The following is a 21,886-nucleotide window of genomic DNA, read 5'->3' as shown; positions in this document are numbered from 1 at the left end:
TACTCACTCGCCCACTCGCTGGCTCAGGCGGACCGGGACCGGTCCGGGACCGCCCTGGGCCGGGAGGCGGTGACCGAGCTGGTGGAGTTTCTCGCGTCGGCTGCTGCGGACCTCAGCCAGCCGGCGTGCGTACTCGGGCGAGAGATCGGCCTCGGACCACTCGACATCCGGATCGAGAGTCACATCAACGCGTGCGACGCCGTCGAGGCCGAGCAACTGCTCGTACGCGGTCGCTTGGAAGGGCAACCCCATCAGACAGCCGGGCTCGGTGATCGCGAGCGCGACGCGGACACGGACACCGTCCGGTCCGGGCTCGATGTCGACGGCGCGGACCAGACCCATGTCGTCGAGCCCGGCCGGCGCGCCCGCCGCCGCGCTGCACGGGTCGATCACATTGTTGAGCAGCTCACGCACTTGGCGTTCGGTCACCTCGGCGGCCATCAGCTCACCGGAACGGTGCCATCGGTCTGACCGGGCACCACGGGGATCGACGCGTAGCCCTTGACCGCTGCGGCCCGGTAGGCACTGAGGTCGAAGGCACGGTTGCCTTCCCACATCGGCGCGAGCTCCTGACGGGCGGAGAACTCGTCACCGGCCATGCCTCGCTTCATCTCCTCGATGTCGAGGCCGATGATGTCGGCGGCGTTCAACCCGAGGATCTTGCGCTTGATCTCCTTGGTGAGCGGCGGGTAGCCGTACCCCTCGACCAGGTCCTCGGGCATCTCCAGGTTCCAGAAGGCGTCCAGCATGGGCTGTGGGTGCCCCGCCATACAGCCGCTTGCCCACATGATCCGGTCCTCGCCGCCACTGGCCAGCAGCGACCCGATGATCTCCGCGAACCGCCGTGGTGCCTTCGGCAGGAACAGGGTGGTGCCCTCAAGGTTGATGACGATGTTCGGGAAACAGCTGACCTGCAGGGCGGTCTCCTCCAGGAAGGCGAATCCGCCGTGCACGATCTCGAACACGAGGTCCGGGAAGGCGAGGGCCGCGCCGTCCATGTCGTCCACCCGCAGAGGCTTGATCGGTGTCGGCCCCACCGGGATGGCCTTGTGGATGGCAATGATCTTGACACCTCTCTCCCGGGCCCGCTCGTAGACGGGGAAACACACTTCGGGATCGGCCATGTCGATCGGGACGACCCGGCCGTCGACAAGGTCGACGGGATACATCTTGATGCCCTTGACCCCGTACTCGTCCACGAGCATGTCGACCCGGTCGAGCGCGTCCGGGCGATACGGACTGACGCCCCCGTAGAGCTCGACCCGACTGGGCCACCGTTCCCGCATCTGCGCACCGCACCAGATCGGCGATGTACCGTCCTCGTAGAACATGCGATCGAGCGGAACCTCGTGGTAGATCGTCGCGTCGGTGTAGCTCTCCGCGAACAGCGCGTGCGCGATCAACTCCGGGTCCGCGCCGCGCATCCAGCGCTGGAAGTCCAGCACGGATCCCTCCGGCAAGGTGTTCCGGAAGACCGCGTAGCCTGCGGCGACCCAGCTCTCCGGGTTCCACGCGGGTCCCATCCCGGAAGGAACCGCGACTTCTGGTGCCAGATGGTAGCCGTGACTCACGGCGTCGATTACGAAGACATCGTCGAGCATGCCTCGTCTCCTCTTCGGTGTTTACGGGCAGTGGGGCCGGACGATCGGTTCCGGCCCCACTGCCCGTAGCGGTGTCGCGGGAATGGGCGTGATGACTGTGCCGGGCAGCCGTCTGCCAGGGTGAACAGACGGGTCGAGGCAACGCAGTTGGGGATCGCGAGCCGGGCTGTCCCGGTCGCTCGGGCATCAGGCAGGCGCGCCGAACCAGTTGGTGAGTGCCTGCGCCAGGTCTTCGCCGGGGGCGGTCCAGCACACGTGGCCATCCGGCCGGAGCAGTACCGCTGTCACGTCCTCGCCCGGCACGGGCAGCTTCGACACCTCGACGATATCGACACGATCGGCCCACGGGCTCGCGATCGCCGGAAACGCCGAGTCCGTGCTGAGGAGAACGCCATGGCCGGCGTGCAGGAACTCGCTCACCCAGCGCCGCCGGTCGCCGTCCCCCGCGATGCTCAGCTCGATGTCCGGCATCCGCAGACCGAGCAGCTCGTGGAAGGCACCGTCCTGGTCGCTCATCGGATAGCGGATGTCCAGGCCGGAGAGCTCCCCGGCGATACGCCGGTTCACCTCGGGAAGGGTGAAGAGATCCGACAACAGCTGAACCACCGAGTCCGTGCCCGGGTTCGTTCCCGCCATGGTCAGGTGTCCCTGAACCTGGGTGCTGGCCAGAATCTTGGCTGTCACCGGGTGACGCTCCGAGTGATAGGTGTCCAGGATCCCGGCAGGAAGATGCCCGTTGACATGAGCGGCGAGCTTCCACCCGAGATTCATGGCGTCCTGGATACCCAGCCCCATGCCCTGGCTGCTCGCCGGGAGGTGGATGTGCGCGGCGTCGCCTGCCAGCAGCACGCGTCCGGTCCGGTAGTTCTCGACCTGGCGGCACGCGTCGGTGAACCGGGAGGCCCAGAGCACCTCGGCGACCTCGATGTCATCGCCGAAGCGCTCCGCGAGTGCCTCCTCCATCTCCTCCTTGGTCACCGGCGCGGCCGGGTCCGCAGGGCGCCTCGTCAGGTCCGGGTCGACGTACCCTGCCCGGAAATGCTGAGGCTTTCCCGTCGGAATGAGGATGACGAAACGAGTGGTCTGCTTTCCCCGGCCGAAGATCTCGACCGCGGAGTGGTCGCGCGAGTTCATGACCGCGGGCACCCGGCTGAGGATCACATCGCCGGCCACCCCGTGGGAGGAGGCATCGGTGCCGGGGAACCGGACTCCGGACAGCTTGCGGACGACGCTGCCGGCCCCGTCGCAGCCGACCAGGTAGTCCGCGCGCAACGAGTAGTCACCATCCGGCCCGTGAACCTCGGCCGTCACCCCGTCGGCGTCCTGCGTCAAGCCGACGAGCGCGTGCTGGTAACGCACCTGAACCCCCAGGACAGCCAGGTGTTCCTCAAGGTGCTCCTCGACCCTCGGCTGCGGTACCCGCACAAGGGCCGGGTACCGGGTCGAGGCGATGTGGTAGTCCAACGCCACCGGAACGCCCGCGAAGTAGCCCTCGGAGAGGTGCGCGATCACGTTCTGCTGCAATCCCCCCAACAGCCCGCGCAGGTCGAGGATCTCAGCAGTGCGCGGCTGCATGTGCATCGCCCGAGTCTGACCCGTCCGTCCCGGGTTCCTCTCCAGGACGACGACACCGACCCCGGCACGCGCCAGCTCAGCGGCCAGCATCAGACCGCTGGGCCCGCTGCCGACTACTACTACCTGAGACGTTTCCATGAAATGCGTTCTCCCTCTGCTGCCCCGAAATGCTGTGGACCCAGTAATTGCAGCGGCTCAAGGTGGACTGGGCCAATAGCCTGCAACAGCACACCGACCAGAGCGAGACGCGGTCTCGTGAGATGAGACCTGCAGAACAAAAGCGCAGGTGGTAACAGTAGAGTCCGTACGTGAACTGTTGACGGACCGTCTGTGAACTGGTTAGCGTCGTCGAATAACAAGGCGGTGTCACCGGTCATTAGCGGCCGCTGAGAACCAAGTAGTGCTCAGGCCGGGGAAGACCCGACCGCATTGTTCCCATCCCCAAAACGCTGCGGCACAGGCTTGTCCATTGCCGGCCGCTACCACCCGCGCTTGGGCCTGACGGGGTTACTCCCGTGCGCCACGAACACATGGGCCCAGGCCGGTCATTCGTCGATCGTCAACCGCAATCCCCGAGGGAGATGGCCAGATGAGCGACAACCCTGAGGGCTGCTCGCCGCCCCCGGTCCGCCCGACCGCTGTCCCGTTGTGCGCTTGCCCAGGCTCGCCGGGCAGCGGGGACAGACGGGCACGCGAGGGGACCGGCCAGAGCAAGTACTCATGGCATGGGGTTGGGTCCAACCGGAGCCGGGGCTGACATGCGGGCGCCCATCGGCGTCACCGCGCCCGCCCGGTTCCGCGGGGCTCTCCTTACGCCCGCCGACCCCGGTTACGACATCGCACGCACGGTCCACAACGAGCGCGCGGCTGCCGCGCCGGCGCTCATCGCCCGATGCGCGGGCGTCGCCGACGTGCGAGCTGCCCTGCAACTGGCCCGCCGGGAGGGTCTGGAGATCGCCGTACGCGGCGGCGGTCACAGCGTCGGTGGCTATTCGAGCGTCGGCGGCGGCCTGGTCATCGACGTGTCCGGCCTCGACTGGGTACGCGTCGACCCGGCGACCTGTACCGCCTGGGTAGGGGGCGGCACGCGCGCGATCGACCTGCTGATCGAGGCAGGCGAGTTCGGGCTCGTCGCGGTGACGGGCACCATCGGCACGATCGGCGTCGGCGGCCTGTTACTCGGGCTCGGCGAAGGGTATTTGACGGGGCGGCACGGCTTCGGCATCGACAACGTGCTCGAACTCGAAGTCGTCACGGCGGACGAGCGCGTGCTCCGCGTCAGCGCGGACGACAACCCCGACCTGTTCTGGGCGATGCGCGGAGCAGGCGCGAACTTCGGCGTCGTCACCGCGATGCGCCTACGCCTGCACCCAGCCCCCGAGCGACCGATGGGCGGCCGGCTGGCCTTCGCCGGCGACGACCTCGCACCTGTGACAGCGCATCTCTGGCAGGCCATGCGACACGCGTCACCGTCGTTCGCCCCCCTCGCCACCTACATGACTGGTGAGACGGGAGAGCCCGTGGTCCTGGTCATACCTGCCCACGTGGGCTCCGCGGACGCCGCCGAGCAGGAGGCCGCAGCGCTACGGCACTGCGGTACGCCGATCATCGACGACGCGCGCTTCGAGTCCTACCTCGACCTGATCGGTGAGGTGAGCAACGGCGCACCCCAGGCGGAACCGGGCGCGGCTCCCCGCACCGCCTGGGAGATCCTCCGGTTCCCGTTCGACGAGAACAGCGAGCTGCAACAGCAGGCGTTTCTCGACCAGGTCCGCGCCTTGCGCGGCAAGGGCCAGTGGCTCTCGCTCGTCCTGTGGCGAACCGCCGCTCCACCGGCACCGGTGCCGAGTGCCGCTCCCCGGCATCCGGGGATCACCGTGTTCATCGCGAGCTACTGGCGCGATCCGTCCGAGGACGAGGCGCGAGTCCAAGAAGTCCGGGGCATCGCCCAAGCGCTGTTCGGCACCGGTCTGGTCGCGCAGGCCGCCAACGGGGTCAACCACCTGGCAGACCCCGACGAGACTCGGCTGAGCGCTGTCTACGGTGCCGAGAGCTACAAACGCCTGACCCAGGTGAAGGCGGCCCACGACCCCGGGAATCGCTTTCGCCACAACGCCAACATCCCACCGGCGATGTCACCGGGAGTCGCCCGTGGCACCGCTGGAGACAGAGGGCCCACGTCATGAACTGGCCCTCGGAGGCTATGACATGAGGAGAAAACATATGCGGGTCGTGATCGTCGGCGGTGGTATCGGCGGTTTGGCGCTGGCCCACGGCCTGCTCCGACAGGACATAGAAGTCGAGGTCCACGAGCGCGACGCGTTCGCCGGTGCCCGGTGGGAGGGGTACCGGCTGGACATCGAGGAGATGGGGATGCGGGCGTTGAGCTACTGTCTGCCCTCGCGGTCCTGGGACCAGTTTCTGAAGATCTCGCACACCGATGACGGCATGACCTGGACCACCGAGCAGCTCAACCCACTGTTGCACGTCGGCAGCCAGGTGATGTTCGCGCCCATGGGCCACCTCGGGGCCGACCGCCCCTCTGTGCGGCGTCTGTTGCAGTTCGGGCTCGACCACGTGCTCTCGTTCGGACGGGAGTTCGTGCATTACGAGACGGAGCCGGACGGCCAGGTCACGGCGGTCTTCGCCGATGGCCACCGAGCAACGGGTGACGTCCTGGTCGGTGCCGACGGCGCCGGCTCGCGGGTCGGAGCGCAGTATCTCCCCGGCGGTGAACCGGAGTCGACCGGTGTGGTGACCACAGTGTTCAAGGTCGTGCTCGACGAGGACTCCCGTCAGTGGATCCCGCCGCTGCTGACCCGGGGCATGTGCATCGTCACCAGCGACACCCCGGCTTTCGGGTTCACGGCAGCGTTCGATCCCCCGGCGCTCGACCCTGACCTGGATATCACGCCGTACGTACTCATCGCCCCCGCATGGCCGGTCACCGGACCCCGAGACGACCCGGCAGGGCTTTCCGGGAAGGACCTCATCAAGATGGTCGGAGGTGTCATCGAGACCTGGCATCCGGCCCTGCGCCGTATGGTGTCCGACTCCGAACCCGACTCCAACTCCGCCGTGTTGCTGCGTGCTTCCCCCGCGCGACCGCCGTGGAATCCCTCGCCCGTGGTCCTGCTGGGCGACGCGCTGCACACCATGCCGCCGACCGCCGGCCGCGGTGCCAACACCGCGCTGCGCGACGCTCATCTCCTCGCCCGCAGGCTGGGCGACGCCGCGAACGGCCGACGGAACCTGCTCAGCGCGGTGGGCGAGTACGAAGCGGAGGTGCGCGACTACGGCGCCGGCATCGTCGAGGGTTCGGTACGGCGTATGGCCGGCTTCACCTCCTCCGGTCGGATACGCGTGGGCTTGAATCGTGCCTTCCTGCGGACCTGTGCCGCCCTTCCGCCGCTGCGCGACAAGCTCTTCGCCGGTCCCAGCGGCCACGGAGCGGTCCGGGAGTGGGAACGCCTGGCCGACCTCGAACCTCTGAGTGGGAAAGGAACTTCATGACACAGGCAGGACCGGAATCCGCGGTGACGAGGACGACTGTCGCCATCATCGGCGCCGGGCCGTCGGGGCTCACGATCGCCAACCTCCTGAAGCAGGCAGGCATCGACTGCGTGGTGCTCGAGTGCCGCAGTCGCAGCTACGTCGAGAAGCGGCAGCGCTCCGGAACGGTCGATCCGCGCTCTGTGCAGATGTTCGAGCGTTGGAAACTCGCCGAGAAGGTACTTGAGGGGCCTTCGTACCCCGGCATCATCGAGGTCCGGATGGACGGCCAGACCCATCAGCTCAAGGAGTCGCTCGACGATCCGATCGGCGCGACCTCGCTCATCTGTCCGCAGCAGGTCCTCGTCACCAACCTCATCGCCGCTTTCCTCAGTGACAGCGGCGACTTGAGGTTCGAGGTGCAGAACGTCGTCCTGCACGACCTGGACAGTGACCAGCCCTCGGTCACCTACCGAGACGCGGCCGGCGAAGAGCACAGGATCGTCTGCGACCTCATCGCGGGTTGCGACGCCGAACACGGGGTGAGCCGGGCATCCGTACCCGAAGGCGTGCTGACCAGGCATCACTGCGACTACGGCATCTCCTGGCTGGCGGTGCTCGCCGACGTACCCCTGTGGGGCAGCCCACGATTGGGCATCAGCGGCGCCGGATTCGTGGCGCAGTACCCGCGAGGCTCGGCCGCCAGCCGGTTCTACCTGGAGTGCGATCCGTCGGACACCACCAGCGACTGGTCGGACGAACGCATCTGGGATCAGATTCAGACCCGGCTGGAGGACCCGGACACCACCGGAACGGTGTTGTCCAAGGAGGTCCTCGCACTCGAGAGCACGGTGTACGAGCCGATGAGTCACGGCCGCCTCCACCTCGTGGGGGACGCCGCGCACCTGATGTCTCCGATCACCGGCAAGGGCATGAATCTCGCCCTCGCCGACGCCGATGTGTTCGCCCAGGCGGTGCGCACCTACGTCGAGAACGGCGACACCTCGGGCCTGGAGGGCTACTCCGACACCTGCCTGCGACTGGTCTGGCGCCACCAGGAGTTCTCGACCTGGTTCACCGAGATGCTGCACGACTCGGGGAGTGCCACACGGGCCGGGACGTTCCGTCGCGGGGTCGCCCGGGCGAGGCTGGACCGGGTGACCACCTCGCCGGCCGCCGCACGCGTCTATGGCGACGCCATGTGGGGCGCCCCGTAACCTGCGCGCCTGACTGCGAGGGCCAGCCCGTCGGTCCTCGCAGTCAGAGACGGGACGGCATCCGGGAGTCGCTCACCAGTTGCCGCGGACCAGCCGCCCCTGGGCACTCTCCAGGTACCGCTGCTTCGACTCGTGCATGGCCCGCCCAAAGGCGAATCCGACCGCGCGCAGCGCCGGACCGATATTCGGCGCGACGAGCCGCTCGGTCGCCATGGTCAGCGACAGCGCCGCACGCGCCGTCCCTTCCACGAAGATCGGAACGGCGATACAGCTCACACCCGACGCCGTCTCCTCGCTGTCGAAGGCCAGCCCGGTCCGACGTATCTCCGCCAGTTGCTGGTTCAGCTCGGCCGGGTGAGTCAGCGAGCGGTCGGTGAGCTTGCGCAGTGGCCGGGACAACGCCTTCTCCACCGTCTCCCGATCAGCGTGGGCCAGGAGTGCCTTTCCCCCGGCGGTGCAGGACATCGGCAGCCTCCCCCCGACACGGGACGGCACTTCGGCGCTGTTGTGCCCGCAGAGCTTCTCCGCGTAGACCACGTCCGTCCCGTCGGGAACGGCAAGGTGAACCGTCTCACGGCTGATCTCGTAGAGATCGCCCATGAACGGAAGGGCCACCGCCCGGAGGTTGCTCTTGGTGTGGACCAGCTCGCCGAGCTCGAACAGTCCGATTCCCAGCCGGTAACCGACCCGCCGCCGTTCCAACAGCCCGAGCTCGACGAGTTCGTCGGCAAGGCGGTGCACGGTGGCCTTCGCCAAGCCGGTGCGCTCGACGAGCGCCGCAAGGGTGAGTGTCTGACCGTACGGCCGAAAAGCCTGCAGCACGCCGATGCCGCGTTCCAGCATGCTTCCGCGTCCCTCTGACATGGTTGCCGAGTATCACCCCGAATTCCCCTGGCGTCCAGATCTCTCCTGCGTTCAGTACAGCCGTCTTGAGCTGGTTCAAGGTCGGTAGTCGTGGGACCCGCCTCCCCGCGGCGGCCGGTCCGCCGGATCGTCATGACCGGAGCGTCGACAACACGGAGAACGCCTTCTCCCAGCGGGGAAGCCATCTGCGGAAAGCAGCGACGCCGCACGTCAGGCCCACTCGTGATCGGCCCCAGAGCCTGCGCAGAGCCGGACATCGCCATCCCGCGGAATTCCTGTCCTGGAGCGGCATCGCGCCGAGTCCCGAAGCCGAACTGGTCCCGTGACACGAGACCACCCCTCGGACAACAGCCCGCCGGATCGCAAGCTGGGAAGCACAGGCCGACCAGTCAGCCGGATTAGTGGGAGACATGACCGATCACATCCAGCACCTCGCGAGGTTCGACACCCCCACGGTCTCCGATGCGCTCGACGCGCTCGGCCTCCCCGGAGCGGTCACGGGCATCACGCCGATGTGGGACTGTCAGCGGATCGTCGGCCGGGTCCAAACCCTGCAACTCGGCCCCGCCCCAGAAGGGCCGGTGGCTTCCAAACGACACCTCGGTGCCAGCTCGCTGGCGAACTCCCGCCCTCGTGACGTGATCGTCGTCGACAACCGGGCCGGTCAGGGCGTCTCCGCCGGGTGGGGCGGTCTGCTCGCACTCGCCGCAACCCTGAAGCAGGTCGCGGGAGTTGTGGTCTATGGGGCCTGCCGGGACATCGACGACGTGGCAGCAGTCGGCCTGCCGCTCTTCGCGCATGGCGCTACCCCCGTGACGGCACGCTCACGCACCGTCGAAGTGTCGACGAACACGCCCCTTGTATTCGGCGAACTGACGGTCTCGGCCGGTGACCTCGTCATCGCCGACCGCTCGGGGGTCGTGTTCGTGCCCCAGGCACGGGCCGCGGACGTGATCACCACCGCGCGGGCGATTTTCGCGAAGGAGGAGGAGATGGCAACACAGTTGCGCCGCGGCGCAGACGTCACGGACGTCCTCACGGGCGCTTACGAAACGATGCTCACCGCAGCCGGGAAGTCCGGCCGCGGTGCCGGCCGGAGCAGGACCGCCCGGTCATGACAGTCGACGAGAGCCTCATCAGAACCCTGCGATCGCTCTCCACGCCGACGATCTCCGACGCCGCCGACCGCCTGGCCATCGTGGTCCAAGCCAGCGCGATACTGCGGATCACCGGTACCGGGACCGTGGCCGGCCCGGCCTTCACCGTCCAGTACGTGCCCGTCGGCACCGAGGGCGGCACTGTCGGCGACTACCTCGACGAGGTCGATACCGGCGCGTTCGTCGTGCTCTCCAATCATGGCCGACTGGACGCCACGGTCTGGGGTGGGCTTCTCTCCGAACTCGCGGCCCGGCGAGAAATCGCCGGCACTGCTGTCGACGGCATCTGCCGGGACACTCCACGGGCGGCGGCGCTGGACTACCCGCTCTTCGCACGGGCCCGCTGGATGCGCACCGGCAAGGACCGGGTCCGCGCGCAGGCCACACAGGTTCCAGTGGTCCTTGGCGACCTGCTGGTCAGGCCCGGGGACATCGTCGTCGGGGACGACGACGGCGTGGTGGTCCTCCCCAAGGAACGCGTACCGGAGATCACCGAGGCAGCGATCGCCATCGAGGACGCCGAGCGCGCGATCCGCGAGGACACCATCAGCGGCGGCATGCGCCTCGACGAAGCCCGCGCGAAGCACGGCTATCACTCCCTGCAGACCAAGCGCTGAGCAGCGCCACCACCACCCAGTCGCCGAATTCGGCCCGACCACACGCCGGGGACCCCCGACCGTTCGCCGCCGACCCCCGATCCCGAGGAGCCCGCGCCGCATGTACCGAGGTGCCACCGTCATCGACACGCACGGACACATGTCCACCCCACCCGAGTTCCGTGCCTACGCCTACAACATCCTGGCCCTGCGCACCGCGTCCGGATTCGGGGCGCTCTCCATCCCGGACGCACGGCTGGAGCAGGCGATGGAGTCGCACCTGCGCGCGCTCGACGAGCGCGACATCGACGTCCAACTCCTCTCCCCGCGACCGGTGGCGATGATGCACTGGGAACGCCCCTACCTGGTCGAGGCGTGGACCCGGACGACGAACGACGTCATCGCTCAGCAGTGCCGGATCGCACGTGGACGCTTCGTCGGTGTGGCCCAGCTTCCGCAGAACACCGAACACGACTCGGCGTACCTCCTGAGCGAACTCACCCGGTGTGTCGACGAACTCGGTTTCGTGGCCGCGCTCGTCAACCCCGACCCCGGCGGCGACCGCCGCACACCGGGAATGAACGACCCGTACTGGTTCCCCCTCTACGAATTCGCCGAGGACCGGCAGATCACGCTGATCGTGCATCCGTCGAGCAGCAGGGACCCACGCCTCGACCCCATCCCGCACAGCTACCAGTACAACAGCCTCACCGAAGAGACACTCGCCATGCTGCTGTTCCGTCACAGCGACGTGTTCGACCGGTTCCCGAGCCTTCGGGTCGTGGTGTGCCACTGCGGAGGTGCCTTGCGGCGCATGCTGGAGCACGGCCCGTCGAGCGGGCAGCGGATGGGCGGATCAGCTCAGATGCCCGTCACCGAGACCGGCCACGGCGCTGCCAGAGACCTCTCCCGCAATCTGTTCGTCGACACGTGCGCGTACGACCCGGTCTTCCTCCGGGCCGCGATCCGGCAGTACGGAGTCGAGCGGATGGTGTTCGGGACCGAGGTCCCGGGATCGGGAAGCGCCGTGCTCAACGTCGGTACGAACCGCCCGAGCGACGATCTCGTCGCCGTCCTGCGGAGTTACGACTTCCTCAGCGACAACGACCGCGTCCGCATCCTGCACGACAACCCGCTGACGGTGTTCCCACTCCTCGCGGCATCAGCCCCGTTCGCCACGGACCAGGCCACGGCCTGACAGCGGCGCCGCCACGCAGCCGGCGTTCGTCCGCACCGACCCACGAACGACCGATCGACGAGTGAGGACACTCATGGGCATCAACAACCACCGGAGCAACGGGTTCGCGCACACACCGGCCATTCCTTACAACCCAGCCGTCAATAGCTACAGCACCCGCGGAGGAATCCCGGGAGTCATGCTGCCCTACCAGGTCACGGGCTGGCAGAACGAGAGCCTCTCCTGGAAAGAGGACTGCTACCTGCACACGATGCTCTCCGGCACCGGCAAGAACGTCCATCTGCGCGGTCCAGGAGCCGAAAGCCTGCTGAGCCACGCCTTCGTCAACAACTTCAGCCTCGCGAAGTTCCCGGTCGGCACGGCCAAGCACGTCGTCACGTGCGCGTCCAACGGGAACATCTCCGCCGACGGGATGTGCCTCAGGCTCGCCGAGGACGTCTTCGAGATGAACGTCCGCGAGCCGTTCGTCTCGATGTACGCGGCCTCGGGGAAATTCGACGTGGAACCGTTCGAACCGCGGGCGACACAGGGCCTGATCTTCCAGCTCGGTGGGCCACGGGCGCTGGAAGTGCTGGAGAACGTCGTTCGCGAGGACCTGCACGATCTGCGGTTCATGCGGTTCCGAGCCGCCCGAATCCTGGGTCACGAAGTCCGCGTGGTCCGCATGGGAATGGCAGGCACCCTGGCGTACGAAGTCCACGCGGACGGCATCGACCACCTCACGGAACTCTACGAGGAGGTCCTGCGGGTCGGTCAGGCCTTCGGACTCCGAGTCCTGGGTCGGCTCGCCTACATGAGCAACCACACCGAGAACGGCTACCCGCAACAAGGCCTGCACTTCATGAGCGACTGGAGCGATCCGGCTGTGCAGGACTTCCTCGGCACCCGCGCAGTCGGCATCGACGGCGGCGATGTACGCACCGTGCCCTTGCGAGGCAGCCTCCAGGACCAGGGCCGTGAGGCCTACCGGCTGAACCTGTTCGAGGCGGGCTGGGGTCGTTCTGTCTTCTGGGGCCACGACTTCGTCGGCAGAGACGCCCTGTTGGCCATCAAGGACGACCCCAGGACCCGTCGGGTCGTGACACTCGAATGGAACCACCAGGACGTCCTGAAGGTGTACGGAACCTACTTCGACGACACCCCGGGCGTCGCCCGGGAGATGCAGTTCCCACAGAACCTCCTGGACGGTCCGTCCGGGAACCTCCAGGACAAAGTCGTGGACAGCCTGGGCCGGATGATCGGGAAGTCTGCCGGGCGCCTCTACACGCTGCACTACAAGAAGATGATCTCGTTGGCGTTCCTGGATCCGGACTTCACCGACCTCGGGCAAGAAGTCGTCGTGCTCTGGGGAGAACCCGGCACACGTCAGATACCCATCCGTGCCCGGGTGGCTCGGTTCCCCTATCTCGACCTCCCGTCGAACGCGTCCTACGACCTGGATCGCATCCCCCGCTACCAGGAACGCCCCCGCCAACGAACCCGCAGCCGGCGGGAGGCTCCGAACCAACTCCCAGGAGGCCGGAAACCGTGAACTCTCCTGCCCGGCGCAGATCCATCGAGGTGCCCGGAACTCCGCACAAGGCGCCGATCCCGACCGGCTGCCGCATCGGCGACGTCGTGTTCTCGTCCGCGATCAACGGTTCCGATCCGGCGACCGGTGAAATCCCGGACGACGGCGAGGCCCAAGTCCGTTTCGCCTTCGTGAACCTGGAACGGTTCCTGGTCGAGGCAGGAGTCACGGCCGAGGACGTGATCCGGATGACCGTACATCTGAGCGACCGGAGCCTTCGCGCCGCACTCGACACGGAATGGCTCAGGTTGTTCCCGGACGCCGACAGCAGACCGGCACGGCATGCGATGAACCTGCAGCTCAACCGGAACATGCTGATCCAGCTGGAGATCGTCGCAGTTGGCGGCCACTGACCCACGACGGAAAAGGCTGATCACTGATGGCCACTCTCAAGGGTGTTCTGTTCACCTCCCACAGCGGCTACACCACGCTCCCACCGGAGCTTTGGGCCGCCCGACGCAGCAGCCGGTCCTACCAGGAAGGGGTCCCTGTCGAGTCGCAGGAGGAGATGGACGCGAAATGGGAACGAACGCAGGACGCGATCCGCGCGCTGCGGCAGAAGCTGGAGGAGTGGAGTCCCGACGTCCTCGTGGTCATCGGCGACGACCAGGAGGAGTGCTTCGACTTCAGCAACCACCCCTCGCTGGCGGTATACGTCGGAGAGGAGTTCTCGGGGTTCCCGCCGGGAGTGCGCCGCTCCACTGCTCCTGTGTCCGACTCCGGAGTTCCGCCGGAATTCGTCAGTGTGCCGGGAGCGCCCCGGCTCGCCCGAGCGCTGGTGAACGGGTTGCTGCAGCGGGATTTCGACCCGGCGTTCATGATGAGCCTGCCGAAGCCCGAACTCGGAATGTCGCACGCGGTGATGAAGGTCGTCGGCTTCTTCACCGACTACGACATTCCTACGGTCCCGATACTGATCAACGCGTTCTACGCACCGCAGCTCAGCGGACGCCGAGTACGTCGACTCGGCCAGGCCCTGCGATCGATATTCGAGGAATATCCGCAGGACACGACGGTCGCGGTGGTCGCTTCGGGTGGACTCTGGCACACACCCGGTCGGCCGGGATCGTGGCTCAACGAGGACTTCGACCGCGCCGGCCTGAAGCACCTCAGGTCCGGGGACATGGCGGGCTGGGCAGCCATGTTCGACGCCTATCTACCCGGCGACGACCCGAGCCAGGACGTGAGCACGCCGGGTCCGGGGACCAGCGGTCTCGAGAGTCTTGGCGGCCCCCAGTACGGGACACGGGAGTCGCTGTGCTGGATCGCCGGAGGGTCGGTCGTCGAGGGGCGGCCCGCCACCATCGTCGACTACGTCCCGATCTACGCATCCCCCATCGGCCATGGCTTCGCGTTCTGCGAGGCCCGATGAACGGGGAGGCGCAACTGCGAGCCGCTGACGAGTCCGTCGTGAACTCCATGAGTCCCACAGCCCTGCCGGGGTCGGCATCAGTACACGAGGCCTCCGGCCGCCGCGGTGCACTGCCCAGCCGGATCAAGCCCGTCGCGCCGGGCATGCGTCTGCACGGCCCGGCCTATCCGCTGCGCTGCCCGGCCGGCGACAATCTCTGGCTGCACCGAGCTGTGGCAGAGGCCCCTGAGGGGGCGGTCCTCGTCGCCGCGGTGGTCGGCGACGGGGAGTACGGCTACTGGGGCGAGGTGCTCAGCCACGCCGCGTCCGCCCGCGGTCTCGCCGGACTGGTCATCGACGGCGGAGTCCGCGATGTGGAGGCCCTGGCAGCGGTGGGCTTCCCGGTTTTCAGCCGCGGGATCTGTATCCAGGGCACTCGCAAGGAGCCCAGCGGCGATGGGGCACTCGCCGCACCCGTCTGGATCGGCCGCACGGTGGTGAGCGTCGGCGACCTCGTCATCGGGGACGCCGACGGAGTCGTCGTCGTCTCGGCCGCGACCGCCTCGGATGTCCTGGCGGAGGCGCGTCTGAGGGAGAAGGAGGAGGCCACGATCATCGCCCGCCTCGCGGCGGGCGAGACCACCCTCGACATCTACGGGCTGCCCCCCGGCTGACGCTGACCTCACCGTGTCGTTGGTGCCTGACCGGCGCTCTTTCGTCTTCAGAGGAAGGATCCCGCGTGAACCATTCGATATCCGACCGGCACGCAGTCCTCACGCTGTCCTGCGCGGACGCGCCGGGCATCGTGCACGCGGTGTCCGAGTTGCTCGTCCGGCACAGCACGACCATCGTGGAGAGCCAACAATTCGGCGACCCGATCAGTGGCCGCTTCTTCATGCGCACCGAGTTCGCACACGTCGTGGACGACAGCCCGCTGGACTACGCCCGGATCAACAGCGACATGGAGCAGATCGCCGGCCGGTTCGGCATGGTCTGGCGGATGGTGAACCCGTCCACCCGCCAGCGTGTGGTGCTCATGGTGAGCAAACTCGGGCACTGCCTGAACGATCTGTTGTTCCGCAACTCCGTCGGCGAGCTGCACCTCGACATAGTCGCGGTGGTTTCCAACCACTTGGACCTGCTGCCGCTGGCACACAGCCACGGTGTGCAGTTCATGCACATTCCGGTCACCCCGGAGACCAAGCCCGCCGCCGAGGAGGCGCTGCTGGCCCTCGTGCAGGAGCAGCAAGTCGACCTTGTGGTGCTGGCCCGGTACATGCAGATCCTCTCCGACGACTTCTGTAAACGCTTGGAGGGACGGGCCATCAACATCCACCACTCCATGCTGCCCAGTTTCAAGGGCGCTCGGCCGTACCACCAGGCCCACGCCCGTGGCGTGAAGTTCGTCGGTGCCACCGCCCACTACGTGACAGCCGACCTCGACGAGGGCCCCATCATCGAGCAACAGCTCGTGCGGGTCGACCATTCGCTGAGTCCGGCACAGCTCACCGCACGAGGCAGGGACGCGGAAACTCAGGCCCTCGCGAGAGCGGTGCGGTGGCACACGGAGAACCGAATCGCGCTGAACGACGGCCGGACCGTCGTCCTGAGGTGAGGCCACCGGGGGCGGCTGGCCGGCGCCGAACTCTCCGCGTGTCCGAACGTCCGATCGTCCAACAGGCCGCGCAGCGGGCCATCTGCGGTGCAGAGAAACGAAATTGAAGGTGCTCCGATGGCAGACGATCTCGCCGAGATGCGAGTGAAGGTGGCTACGGCGTGCCGGATCCTGGCCCGGCAGGGGCTGATCGACGGGATCCTGGGGCACGTCAGCGTCCGGGTCGGCAGGGACCGGCTCCTGGTGAGATGCCGCGGCTCGGACGAACGCGGTCTGCTGTTCACGACGCCGGACGAGATCCGGCTGCTGGACTTCGACGGCGAGGGCGACCTGGGGGAGTACACCGCCCCGAACGAGCTTCCGTTGCATGTGGAGACACTTCGGGCGCGACCCGAGGTGATGGCGGTCGTCCATGCCCATCCGCCGGCGGTGGTGGCGGCCGGGCTGGCCGGTGTGGAGCTGCGGCCGATCGTCGGGGCGTTCAACATCCCGGCGACGCGGCTCGCGGCGGAAGGGCTGCCGATGTACCCGAGGTCGGTGCTCATCCGGCGGCGTGATCTGGCCGAGGAGATGGTCGCGGTCATGGGCGGGCACGCGGTGTGCCTGTTGCGCGGGCACGGACTGACAGCGGTCGGGCAGACCGTCGAGCAGGCGGTGTTGCGGGCGATCAACGTGGACGAACTCGCCCGCCTGTCACTGGAGACGGTGCGGTGCGGCGGCACGCTGCAGGACATTCCGCCGGAAGATCTCGCGGAACTCCCGGACCTGGGGCCGGGCTTCAACGATCGCTTCCTCTGGCGGTTTCACGAGGAACGGCTGCGGCACGAGGGCCTGGGCCTGGAGACGCAGCCGACAACAACGAAGGGGTGAGCCCCAACTATGGTAGATATACAGGCGATTGCGGCCGAAGTGCGGCAGGGGATGATACCCGCGCACGTGTACAACGACGCCGAGATCTTCGAGCTCGAACGGGACCGCATCTTCGCCAGGTCCTGGGTCTTCCTGGCCCATGAATCGGAGATCCCGAGCCCGGGCGACTACGTGGTCCGCCGCATCGTGGACGACTCGTTCATCGTCTCGCGCGGCGAGGACGGCCAGGTGCGGGTCATGTTCAACATGTGCCTGCACCGCGGAATGCAGGTGTGCCGGGCGGAGATCGGGAACGCCTCACACTTCCGGTGCCCCTATCACGGCTGGTCGTACAAGAACGACGGCAGTCTGATCGGCCTGCCCTTCCACGCCGATGCCTATGGCGGTGAGAAGGGATTCCCCAAGAAGGGGAAGACGCTGCTGCCCGCCCCGTCGGTCGACAGCTATCGCGGCCTCGTCTTCGCCAGCCTCGACGAGAACGCGCCGCCGCTGCGCGACTACCTCGGCGACTTCGCGTACTACCTGGACTTCTACGCGAACCAGAGCCCGGCCGGCATCGAACTGCGCGGACCTCAACGGTGGCGGATCAAGGCCAACTGGAAGATCGGCGCCGAGAACTTCTGCGGGGACAGCTACCACACCCCGCAGACCCACACCAGCGTCGTCGAGGTCGGCCTGTTCGGGGAACCGAAGGCGAGCAAACGCAAAGAGGGCGCCCTGTACTTCGCCGGACGGGGTGGCGGCACGACGTACAAGCTGCCGCGCGACCTGTCCTTCGAGGAGGGGATGCGTTACGTCGGCTACCCCGACGAGATGATCGAGACCACGAGGACGACGTGGAGCAGTGAACACCGCGATCTGATCGGCAAGGACGGCTTCATGGTCTCCGCGGCCACCCTCTTCCCCAATCTCAGCTTCGTGCACAACTGGCCGCAGATCAACGGCGACGGCCTGGTCCGCCCGTTCATCTCGCTGCGGCAGTGGCAGCCGGTGAGCGAGTCCGAGACCGAGGTGCTGTCGTGGTTCGCCGTCGACGCGGGCGCACCGGAGTCGTACAAGGAGGAGTCCTACAAGGCGTATCTGATGTGCTTCGGCTCGTCGGGCATGTTCGAACAGGACGACGTGGAGAACTGGGTGTCGATCACGTCGACGGCCAAGGGAACGATGGGGCACCGCCTGCGGCTGAACAGCCGGATGGGGCTCACGCTCGACGGCGATCTGGTGTCGCAGGAGCCGGCGAGTTTCTCCGGACCGGGCACGGCGTACGTCGGCTACGGCGAACACAACCAGCGCCAGTGGCTGTCGATCTGGTCGGACTATCTGGAGCACGGCGGCCATGCCCTGCACGGTGAGCCGACCGGCACGGCCGCCAGGGGAGGCCACTGATGACCACCGCACATGAACTCGCGGTCCCCGTCCCGTATCAGGACCCACTGCATCAGGAAGCGGCCCAGTGGCTGACCGAGGAGGCATACCTCCTGGACAAGCAGCGCTACGACGAGTGGCTGACCCGGATGACCGAGGACATCCGGTACCTCATGCCCGTGCGGGTGACCACGGCCAAGGCCGCGGGATTCGACACCTTGCCCGGGATGAGCCATTTCGACGAGGACATGTACGCGCTACGCAAGAGGGTGCAGCGGTTCGCCACCGAACACGCCTGGACCGAGGACCCGCCGTCGCGGCTGCGCCACTTCGTCACCAACGTACGGACGCTTCGTACCGGCAACGACGACGAGGTTGGGGTCGAGTCGTACGTACTCGTTTTCCGCAGCCGTGGTGACGTGCGGGAATCGGCGTTTCTCTCGGCGGGGCGCACCGATCTGCTGCGGCGCGTCGACGGATCGCTGAAACTCGCCCGGCGGCACATCGAGGTCGACGAATCCGTCCTCCGCATGCAGAACCTGGGCATCTTTCTGTGAAGGGAGACCTCGCCATGCAGGGAAATCCGGCGACCGACGAGCCCATCGTCATCGGCAACGAGTTCTCCGAAGTGCACGTCACCAAGGTGCGCACCCGCAACGGAATGCGGCTGCGCATCAGGGATGCCAAGTCCGATCGCGAAATCCTGCTCTGCCCGCTCGCCTTGGAGAGCCTGACCTGGCAGAACCCCGACTTGTTCACGGAGTTGCTCTCGACTCCCTATGGACCGGAAGACGAGTGAGATGCCGCAACTCGACGGCAAGCGTGCGCTGATCGTCGGCGCAGGGTCGGGGATCGGGCGTGCCGTGGCGGAGCGTTATCTCGAAGAGGGCGCCCGGGTGGCGGCACTGGAGCTGAGCGAGGAGAAGTGCGCCCGACTTCGGGCCGAGCGGCCGGATGTGGTGACGATGCGGGGCGACGCCACGTCGTTGGCGCGCAGTCACCAGGTCGTCGCCCAGGCGGTCGACGCGTTCGGCGGACTGGACGTGCTGGTCAACTGTGTCGGCCTGTTCGACTACTACACCGGAATCCGGGACCTGGACGACACCGTGTTCGAGGCCGCCTTCGAGGAGGCGTTCCGGGTGAACGTCCTCAGCCAGCTGGCGTCGGTGAAGGCCGCCGTGCCGGCGCTGACCCGGTCCCGCGGCACGGTCATCCTGACCACCTCGACGTCGAGCTTCTACCCCGGCCGCGGCGGAATCCTGTACGTGGCGTCGAAGTTCGCGGTACGCGGTGCGGTGATCGCCCTCGCACACGAACTCGCCCCCGACATCACCGTCAACTCCGTCGCCCCGGGCGGGACGTTGGACACGGATCTGCGAGGACTCGCCGCGCTCGGGCTGGGTGAGCGAAGCCTTGGCGGGACACCGGGGCGTGCGGACGACCTGAAGTCCCGCAACCCGCTCGGCGTCGCGCTCACGCCGAATGATCACGCGGCAAGCTACGTATTCCTCGCGTCCGCTGGGGCACGGGGAATGACCGGACGGTTTCTGCACCCCGACGGCGGAATGGAAGTCAACCGCTGACGACCGCGTCAGCCCGGGAGGAACAATGATCAAGATCGCAGCGGACATCGGGAAGTGCGAGGGATACGCCAACTGTGTGGTGGCCGCCGCAGACGTCTACGACATCGACGACGACGGCCATGTCGTCGTCCTGCGGTCCACCGTGGACGACAGCGAGCGCAGCCGTGTCGCCGAGGCGGTGCGCAGCTGTCCCGCCGCGGCCATCTGGCTCGAGGAGGAATGATGGACCGCGTCGTGATCGTCGGCGGTTCGGTCGGCGGGGTGCGGACCGTCTCGGAGCTGCGAGACGCAGGATTCTCCGGCGACATCACACTCGTCGACCCGGAAGCCACCGCGCCGTACGACCGGCCACCGCTGTCGAAGCAGGTACTGCTGGGGGAGTGGAAGCCCGAGAAAGCCTTCTTCGGTAATCCGGCCGAGCTGTGGAACGCCCGGTGCGTCGAGGACCGGGCCTCGCGGTTCGACCCTGTAGCTCATGAGGTCACGCTGGAGTCCGGCACTCGCCTGCGCTACGACAAGCTGGTCATCGCCACGGGGGCCAGGCCGCGAACATTACTGGGCGCGGACGTCGAGGGCGTGCACGTCCTGCGCACGATGGCCGACTGTCTTGCCCTGCGACGCAGCCTCTCCCGCGGCGGCCCCCTCGTGGTGGTCGGCGGTGGGTTCATCGGCGCCGAGGTGGCCTCATCGGCGCGAGCACTCGGCGTCGCCGCGACCATCGTGGAAGCCCTGCCGACACCGATGCACCGGGTGCTCGGCGACGAGGTCGGGGAGCTCATGGCGGCACTGCACCGGCGTAATGGTGTGGACGTGCGCTGCGGAGTCGGAGTCGCCGAACTGGAGAGCGAGGGCCGGGTGGGTGCGGTCCGGCTCACCGACGGCAGCCTCATACCCGCGGACACGGTGGTGGTCGGTATCGGCGTCACACCGAACACGGAGTGGCTGGAAGAAAGCGGAATCGAACTCGACAACGGCGTGGTGTGCGACGAGTACTGCGCTGCGGCCGGCGTCGACGACGTGTACGCCCTCGGGGACGTGGCCCGGCGGTTCGACGTCCAGACGGGTCGGTACGTCCGGGTGGAACACTGGGCCAACGCCACCGAGCAGGCCAACACCGTGGCACACAATCTCGTGCACCCACGTGAACGTCGTACACACCGCGCGACGCCCTACTTCTGGTCCGACCAGCACGGGGCGAAGCTGCAGTTGGTCGGCCGTGCGGAGGCGGACGCCAAGGCCACGGTGATCGAGCGGCGTGGCCCCAAGGAGAGGCTCGCCGCGATCTACCACGATGGCGACAGACTCCTCGGGGCCTTCACCGTCAACTGGCCACGCGCGCTGGCCACTGCCCGTGGCTCGATCGACGACGGAGCCACTGCGGCGGAGCTGATCGACCAGTTGGCTGCGCAGACCTGAGCAATTTTGGGGAAGCCGGCGGACACGTTGGCGACGAAGTCAAAGCCGCCCTTCGCGAGGTAGCCGGTGTGCTGGTGGATGACGTTGGCGCCGAACTGCCGCCGCAACAGGCTGCGCAGCGCAGGACGGTGACCGGCCGCAGCCTCCTCTTGACGAGCCCGGGGAACCACCCCGCGATCAGCCCGGACCAGGCGGCCCCGCTCATCGGCGGACCGCCCCGGGTGACCCCTGACGCCTTCGCCAGGTACTTCCGAATCGTCTTACGGTCAGCCCGCCTGAACTGGGGAAAATCTTGGGCGTCGACACCACCTGGCATCTCGCTCCGGCCGCCGCAGGGCGAAAAGGCGATTCTCGGCAGATTCCCAGGGGCCCATCCGACACCCGGGAAGGGGCCAGGCAGCCACAAGAAGCGCAAG

At 67.5% G+C, this 21,886-nt stretch carries 22 protein-coding genes; 18 read left to right on the top strand and 4 right to left on the bottom strand.

Features of this window, described 5'->3' with window-relative positions; translation table 11 throughout:
• Positions 1–3 precede the first annotated feature (3 nt).
• From ABZ725_RS37785 to ABZ725_RS37775, 3 genes are all read right to left on the bottom strand, one after another.
• Positions 4–441, bottom strand: a complete 438-nt coding sequence (locus ABZ725_RS37785; RefSeq protein ID WP_358806927.1) for an iron-sulfur cluster assembly protein — start codon at positions 439–441, stop codon at positions 4–6.
• Positions 441–1,601 (bottom strand): amidohydrolase family protein, encoded by a 1,161-nt coding sequence (locus ABZ725_RS37780; protein ID WP_358806926.1) that lies wholly within the window; start codon positions 1,599–1,601, stop codon positions 441–443. The genes ABZ725_RS37785 and ABZ725_RS37780 overlap by 1 nt, the downstream gene beginning before the upstream one ends.
• A 186-nt stretch (positions 1,602–1,787) precedes the next feature.
• Positions 1,788–3,314 (bottom strand): FAD-dependent monooxygenase, encoded by a 1,527-nt coding sequence (locus ABZ725_RS37775; protein ID WP_358806925.1) that lies wholly within the window; start codon positions 3,312–3,314, stop codon positions 1,788–1,790.
• A gap of 620 nt (positions 3,315–3,934) precedes the next feature.
• Here ABZ725_RS37775 and ABZ725_RS37770 point away from each other — a divergent pair.
• From ABZ725_RS37770 to ABZ725_RS37760, 3 genes are read left to right on the top strand one after another with little or no spacing between them, the layout of a single operon-like run.
• Complete coding sequence (locus tag ABZ725_RS37770) at positions 3,935–5,362, top strand: FAD-binding protein (protein WP_358806924.1); 1,428 nt, start codon at positions 3,935–3,937, stop codon at positions 5,360–5,362.
• A gap of 37 nt (positions 5,363–5,399) precedes the next feature.
• Entirely contained in the window at positions 5,400–6,689 is a 1,290-nt protein-coding gene (locus ABZ725_RS37765) for an FAD-dependent monooxygenase (protein ID WP_358806923.1), read from the top strand.
• A gap of 23 nt (positions 6,690–6,712) precedes the next feature.
• Positions 6,713–7,885, top strand: a complete 1,173-nt coding sequence (locus tag ABZ725_RS37760) for a 4-hydroxybenzoate 3-monooxygenase (protein WP_358806922.1) — start codon at positions 6,713–6,715, stop codon at positions 7,883–7,885.
• Between the two features lie 72 nt (positions 7,886–7,957).
• Here ABZ725_RS37760 and ABZ725_RS37755 read toward each other — a convergent pair whose 3' ends face one another.
• Positions 7,958–8,749: an IclR family transcriptional regulator gene (locus tag ABZ725_RS37755; protein ID WP_358806921.1), complete on the bottom strand. Its 792-nt coding sequence runs from the start codon at positions 8,747–8,749 to the stop codon at positions 7,958–7,960.
• A gap of 410 nt (positions 8,750–9,159) precedes the next feature.
• Here ABZ725_RS37755 and ABZ725_RS37750 point away from each other — a divergent pair, with 410 nt between their 5' ends.
• The 15 genes from ABZ725_RS37750 (at position 9,160) to ABZ725_RS37680 (ending at position 21,470) form a co-directional block, all read left to right on the top strand.
• The gene (locus tag ABZ725_RS37750; protein ID WP_358806920.1) at positions 9,160–9,867 is read left to right on the top strand and encodes a 4-carboxy-4-hydroxy-2-oxoadipate aldolase/oxaloacetate decarboxylase; all 708 of its coding nucleotides are present in this window, start codon (positions 9,160–9,162) and stop codon (positions 9,865–9,867) included.
• Complete coding sequence (locus ABZ725_RS37745) at positions 9,864–10,523, top strand: RraA family protein (protein ID WP_358806919.1); 660 nt, start codon at positions 9,864–9,866, stop codon at positions 10,521–10,523. Before ABZ725_RS37750 ends, ABZ725_RS37745 begins: the two co-directional genes overlap by 4 nt.
• A gap of 100 nt (positions 10,524–10,623) precedes the next feature.
• Entirely contained in the window at positions 10,624–11,700 is a 1,077-nt protein-coding gene (locus tag ABZ725_RS37740; protein ID WP_358806918.1) for an amidohydrolase family protein, read from the top strand.
• Positions 11,701–11,878: 178 nt separating this feature from the next.
• Positions 11,879–13,231, top strand: a complete 1,353-nt coding sequence (locus tag ABZ725_RS37735) for a hypothetical protein (protein ID WP_358806917.1) — start codon at positions 11,879–11,881, stop codon at positions 13,229–13,231.
• Positions 13,228–13,623 (top strand): RidA family protein, encoded by a 396-nt coding sequence (locus ABZ725_RS37730; RefSeq protein WP_358806916.1) that lies wholly within the window; start codon positions 13,228–13,230, stop codon positions 13,621–13,623. The genes ABZ725_RS37735 and ABZ725_RS37730 overlap by 4 nt, the downstream gene beginning before the upstream one ends.
• A gap of 26 nt (positions 13,624–13,649) precedes the next feature.
• Entirely contained in the window at positions 13,650–14,642 is a 993-nt protein-coding gene (locus ABZ725_RS37725) for a hypothetical protein (protein ID WP_358806915.1), read from the top strand.
• A gap of 47 nt (positions 14,643–14,689) precedes the next feature.
• On the top strand, positions 14,690–15,295 hold the full coding sequence (locus ABZ725_RS37720) for a 4-carboxy-4-hydroxy-2-oxoadipate aldolase/oxaloacetate decarboxylase (protein WP_358806914.1): 606 nt from the start codon (positions 14,690–14,692) through the stop codon (positions 15,293–15,295).
• A gap of 77 nt (positions 15,296–15,372) precedes the next feature.
• Positions 15,373–16,236 (top strand): formyltetrahydrofolate deformylase, encoded by an 864-nt coding sequence (gene purU, locus ABZ725_RS37715; RefSeq protein WP_358807039.1) that lies wholly within the window; start codon positions 15,373–15,375, stop codon positions 16,234–16,236.
• A gap of 117 nt (positions 16,237–16,353) precedes the next feature.
• The gene (locus ABZ725_RS37710; protein WP_358806913.1) at positions 16,354–17,106 is read left to right on the top strand and encodes a class II aldolase/adducin family protein; all 753 of its coding nucleotides are present in this window, start codon (positions 16,354–16,356) and stop codon (positions 17,104–17,106) included.
• 66 nt (positions 17,107–17,172) lie between these two features.
• The gene (locus ABZ725_RS37705) at positions 17,173–18,492 is read left to right on the top strand and encodes a Rieske 2Fe-2S domain-containing protein (RefSeq protein ID WP_358806912.1); all 1,320 of its coding nucleotides are present in this window, start codon (positions 17,173–17,175) and stop codon (positions 18,490–18,492) included.
• Complete coding sequence (locus ABZ725_RS37700) at positions 18,492–19,028, top strand: 3-phenylpropionate/cinnamic acid dioxygenase subunit beta (RefSeq protein WP_358806911.1); 537 nt, start codon at positions 18,492–18,494, stop codon at positions 19,026–19,028. The genes ABZ725_RS37705 and ABZ725_RS37700 overlap by 1 nt, the downstream gene beginning before the upstream one ends.
• Positions 19,029–19,042: 14 nt before the next feature.
• Positions 19,043–19,270, top strand: a complete 228-nt coding sequence (locus ABZ725_RS37695; RefSeq protein WP_358806910.1) for a dihydrodiol dehydrogenase — start codon at positions 19,043–19,045, stop codon at positions 19,268–19,270.
• Between the two features lies 1 nt (position 19,271).
• Positions 19,272–20,054, top strand: coding sequence for a 3-(cis-5,6-dihydroxycyclohexa-1,3-dien-1-yl)propanoate dehydrogenase (gene hcaB, locus ABZ725_RS37690; protein ID WP_358806909.1), 783 nt, complete (start codon positions 19,272–19,274; stop codon positions 20,052–20,054).
• 25 nt (positions 20,055–20,079) lie between these two features.
• Positions 20,080–20,277, top strand: coding sequence for a ferredoxin (locus tag ABZ725_RS37685; RefSeq protein WP_358806908.1), 198 nt, complete (start codon positions 20,080–20,082; stop codon positions 20,275–20,277).
• The gene (locus ABZ725_RS37680) at positions 20,277–21,470 is read left to right on the top strand and encodes an FAD/NAD(P)-binding oxidoreductase (RefSeq protein ID WP_358806907.1); all 1,194 of its coding nucleotides are present in this window, start codon (positions 20,277–20,279) and stop codon (positions 21,468–21,470) included. The genes ABZ725_RS37685 and ABZ725_RS37680 overlap by 1 nt, the downstream gene beginning before the upstream one ends.
• Positions 21,471–21,886 lie beyond the last annotated feature (416 nt).

The sequence above is a fragment of the Streptomyces sp. NPDC006872 genome (genome assembly GCF_040635845.1).
Lineage (GTDB): Bacteria > Actinomycetota > Actinomycetes > Streptomycetales > Streptomycetaceae > Streptomyces.
Note: the sequence above shows the minus strand (reverse complement) of the source record. Positions and strands in the feature narration are given on the sequence as shown.

What these genes read in the sequence shown, in the direction of transcription:
- ABZ725_RS37695 (WP_358806910.1), top strand. Translation starts at nt 19,043, where the DNA reads ATGCAGGGAAATCCGGCGACCGACGAGCCCATCGTCATCGGCAACGAG.
- ABZ725_RS37755 (WP_358806921.1), bottom strand. Translation starts at nt 8,749, where the DNA reads ATGTCAGAGGGACGCGGAAGCATGCTGGAACGCGGCATCGGCGTGCTG.
- ABZ725_RS37775 (WP_358806925.1), bottom strand. Translation starts at nt 3,314, where the DNA reads ATGGAAACGTCTCAGGTAGTAGTAGTCGGCAGCGGGCCCAGCGGTCTG.
- ABZ725_RS37710 (WP_358806913.1), top strand. Translation starts at nt 16,354, where the DNA reads ATGGCAGACGATCTCGCCGAGATGCGAGTGAAGGTGGCTACGGCGTGC.
- ABZ725_RS37780 (WP_358806926.1), bottom strand. Translation starts at nt 1,601, where the DNA reads ATGCTCGACGATGTCTTCGTAATCGACGCCGTGAGTCACGGCTACCAT.
- ABZ725_RS37745 (WP_358806919.1), top strand. Translation starts at nt 9,864, where the DNA reads ATGACAGTCGACGAGAGCCTCATCAGAACCCTGCGATCGCTCTCCACG.
- ABZ725_RS37725 (WP_358806915.1), top strand. Translation starts at nt 13,650, where the DNA reads ATGGCCACTCTCAAGGGTGTTCTGTTCACCTCCCACAGCGGCTACACC.
- ABZ725_RS37770 (WP_358806924.1), top strand. Translation starts at nt 3,935, where the DNA reads ATGCGGGCGCCCATCGGCGTCACCGCGCCCGCCCGGTTCCGCGGGGCT.
- ABZ725_RS37680 (WP_358806907.1), top strand. Translation starts at nt 20,277, where the DNA reads ATGGACCGCGTCGTGATCGTCGGCGGTTCGGTCGGCGGGGTGCGGACC.
- ABZ725_RS37685 (WP_358806908.1), top strand. Translation starts at nt 20,080, where the DNA reads ATGATCAAGATCGCAGCGGACATCGGGAAGTGCGAGGGATACGCCAAC.
- hcaB (WP_358806909.1), top strand. Translation starts at nt 19,272, where the DNA reads ATGCCGCAACTCGACGGCAAGCGTGCGCTGATCGTCGGCGCAGGGTCG.
- ABZ725_RS37700 (WP_358806911.1), top strand. Translation starts at nt 18,492, where the DNA reads ATGACCACCGCACATGAACTCGCGGTCCCCGTCCCGTATCAGGACCCA.
- ABZ725_RS37720 (WP_358806914.1), top strand. Translation starts at nt 14,690, where the DNA reads ATGAGTCCCACAGCCCTGCCGGGGTCGGCATCAGTACACGAGGCCTCC.
- ABZ725_RS37785 (WP_358806927.1), bottom strand. Translation starts at nt 441, where the DNA reads ATGGCCGCCGAGGTGACCGAACGCCAAGTGCGTGAGCTGCTCAACAAT.
- ABZ725_RS37765 (WP_358806923.1), top strand. Translation starts at nt 5,400, where the DNA reads ATGCGGGTCGTGATCGTCGGCGGTGGTATCGGCGGTTTGGCGCTGGCC.
- ABZ725_RS37740 (WP_358806918.1), top strand. Translation starts at nt 10,624, where the DNA reads ATGTACCGAGGTGCCACCGTCATCGACACGCACGGACACATGTCCACC.
- ABZ725_RS37750 (WP_358806920.1), top strand. Translation starts at nt 9,160, where the DNA reads ATGACCGATCACATCCAGCACCTCGCGAGGTTCGACACCCCCACGGTC.
- ABZ725_RS37735 (WP_358806917.1), top strand. Translation starts at nt 11,879, where the DNA reads ATGCTGCCCTACCAGGTCACGGGCTGGCAGAACGAGAGCCTCTCCTGG.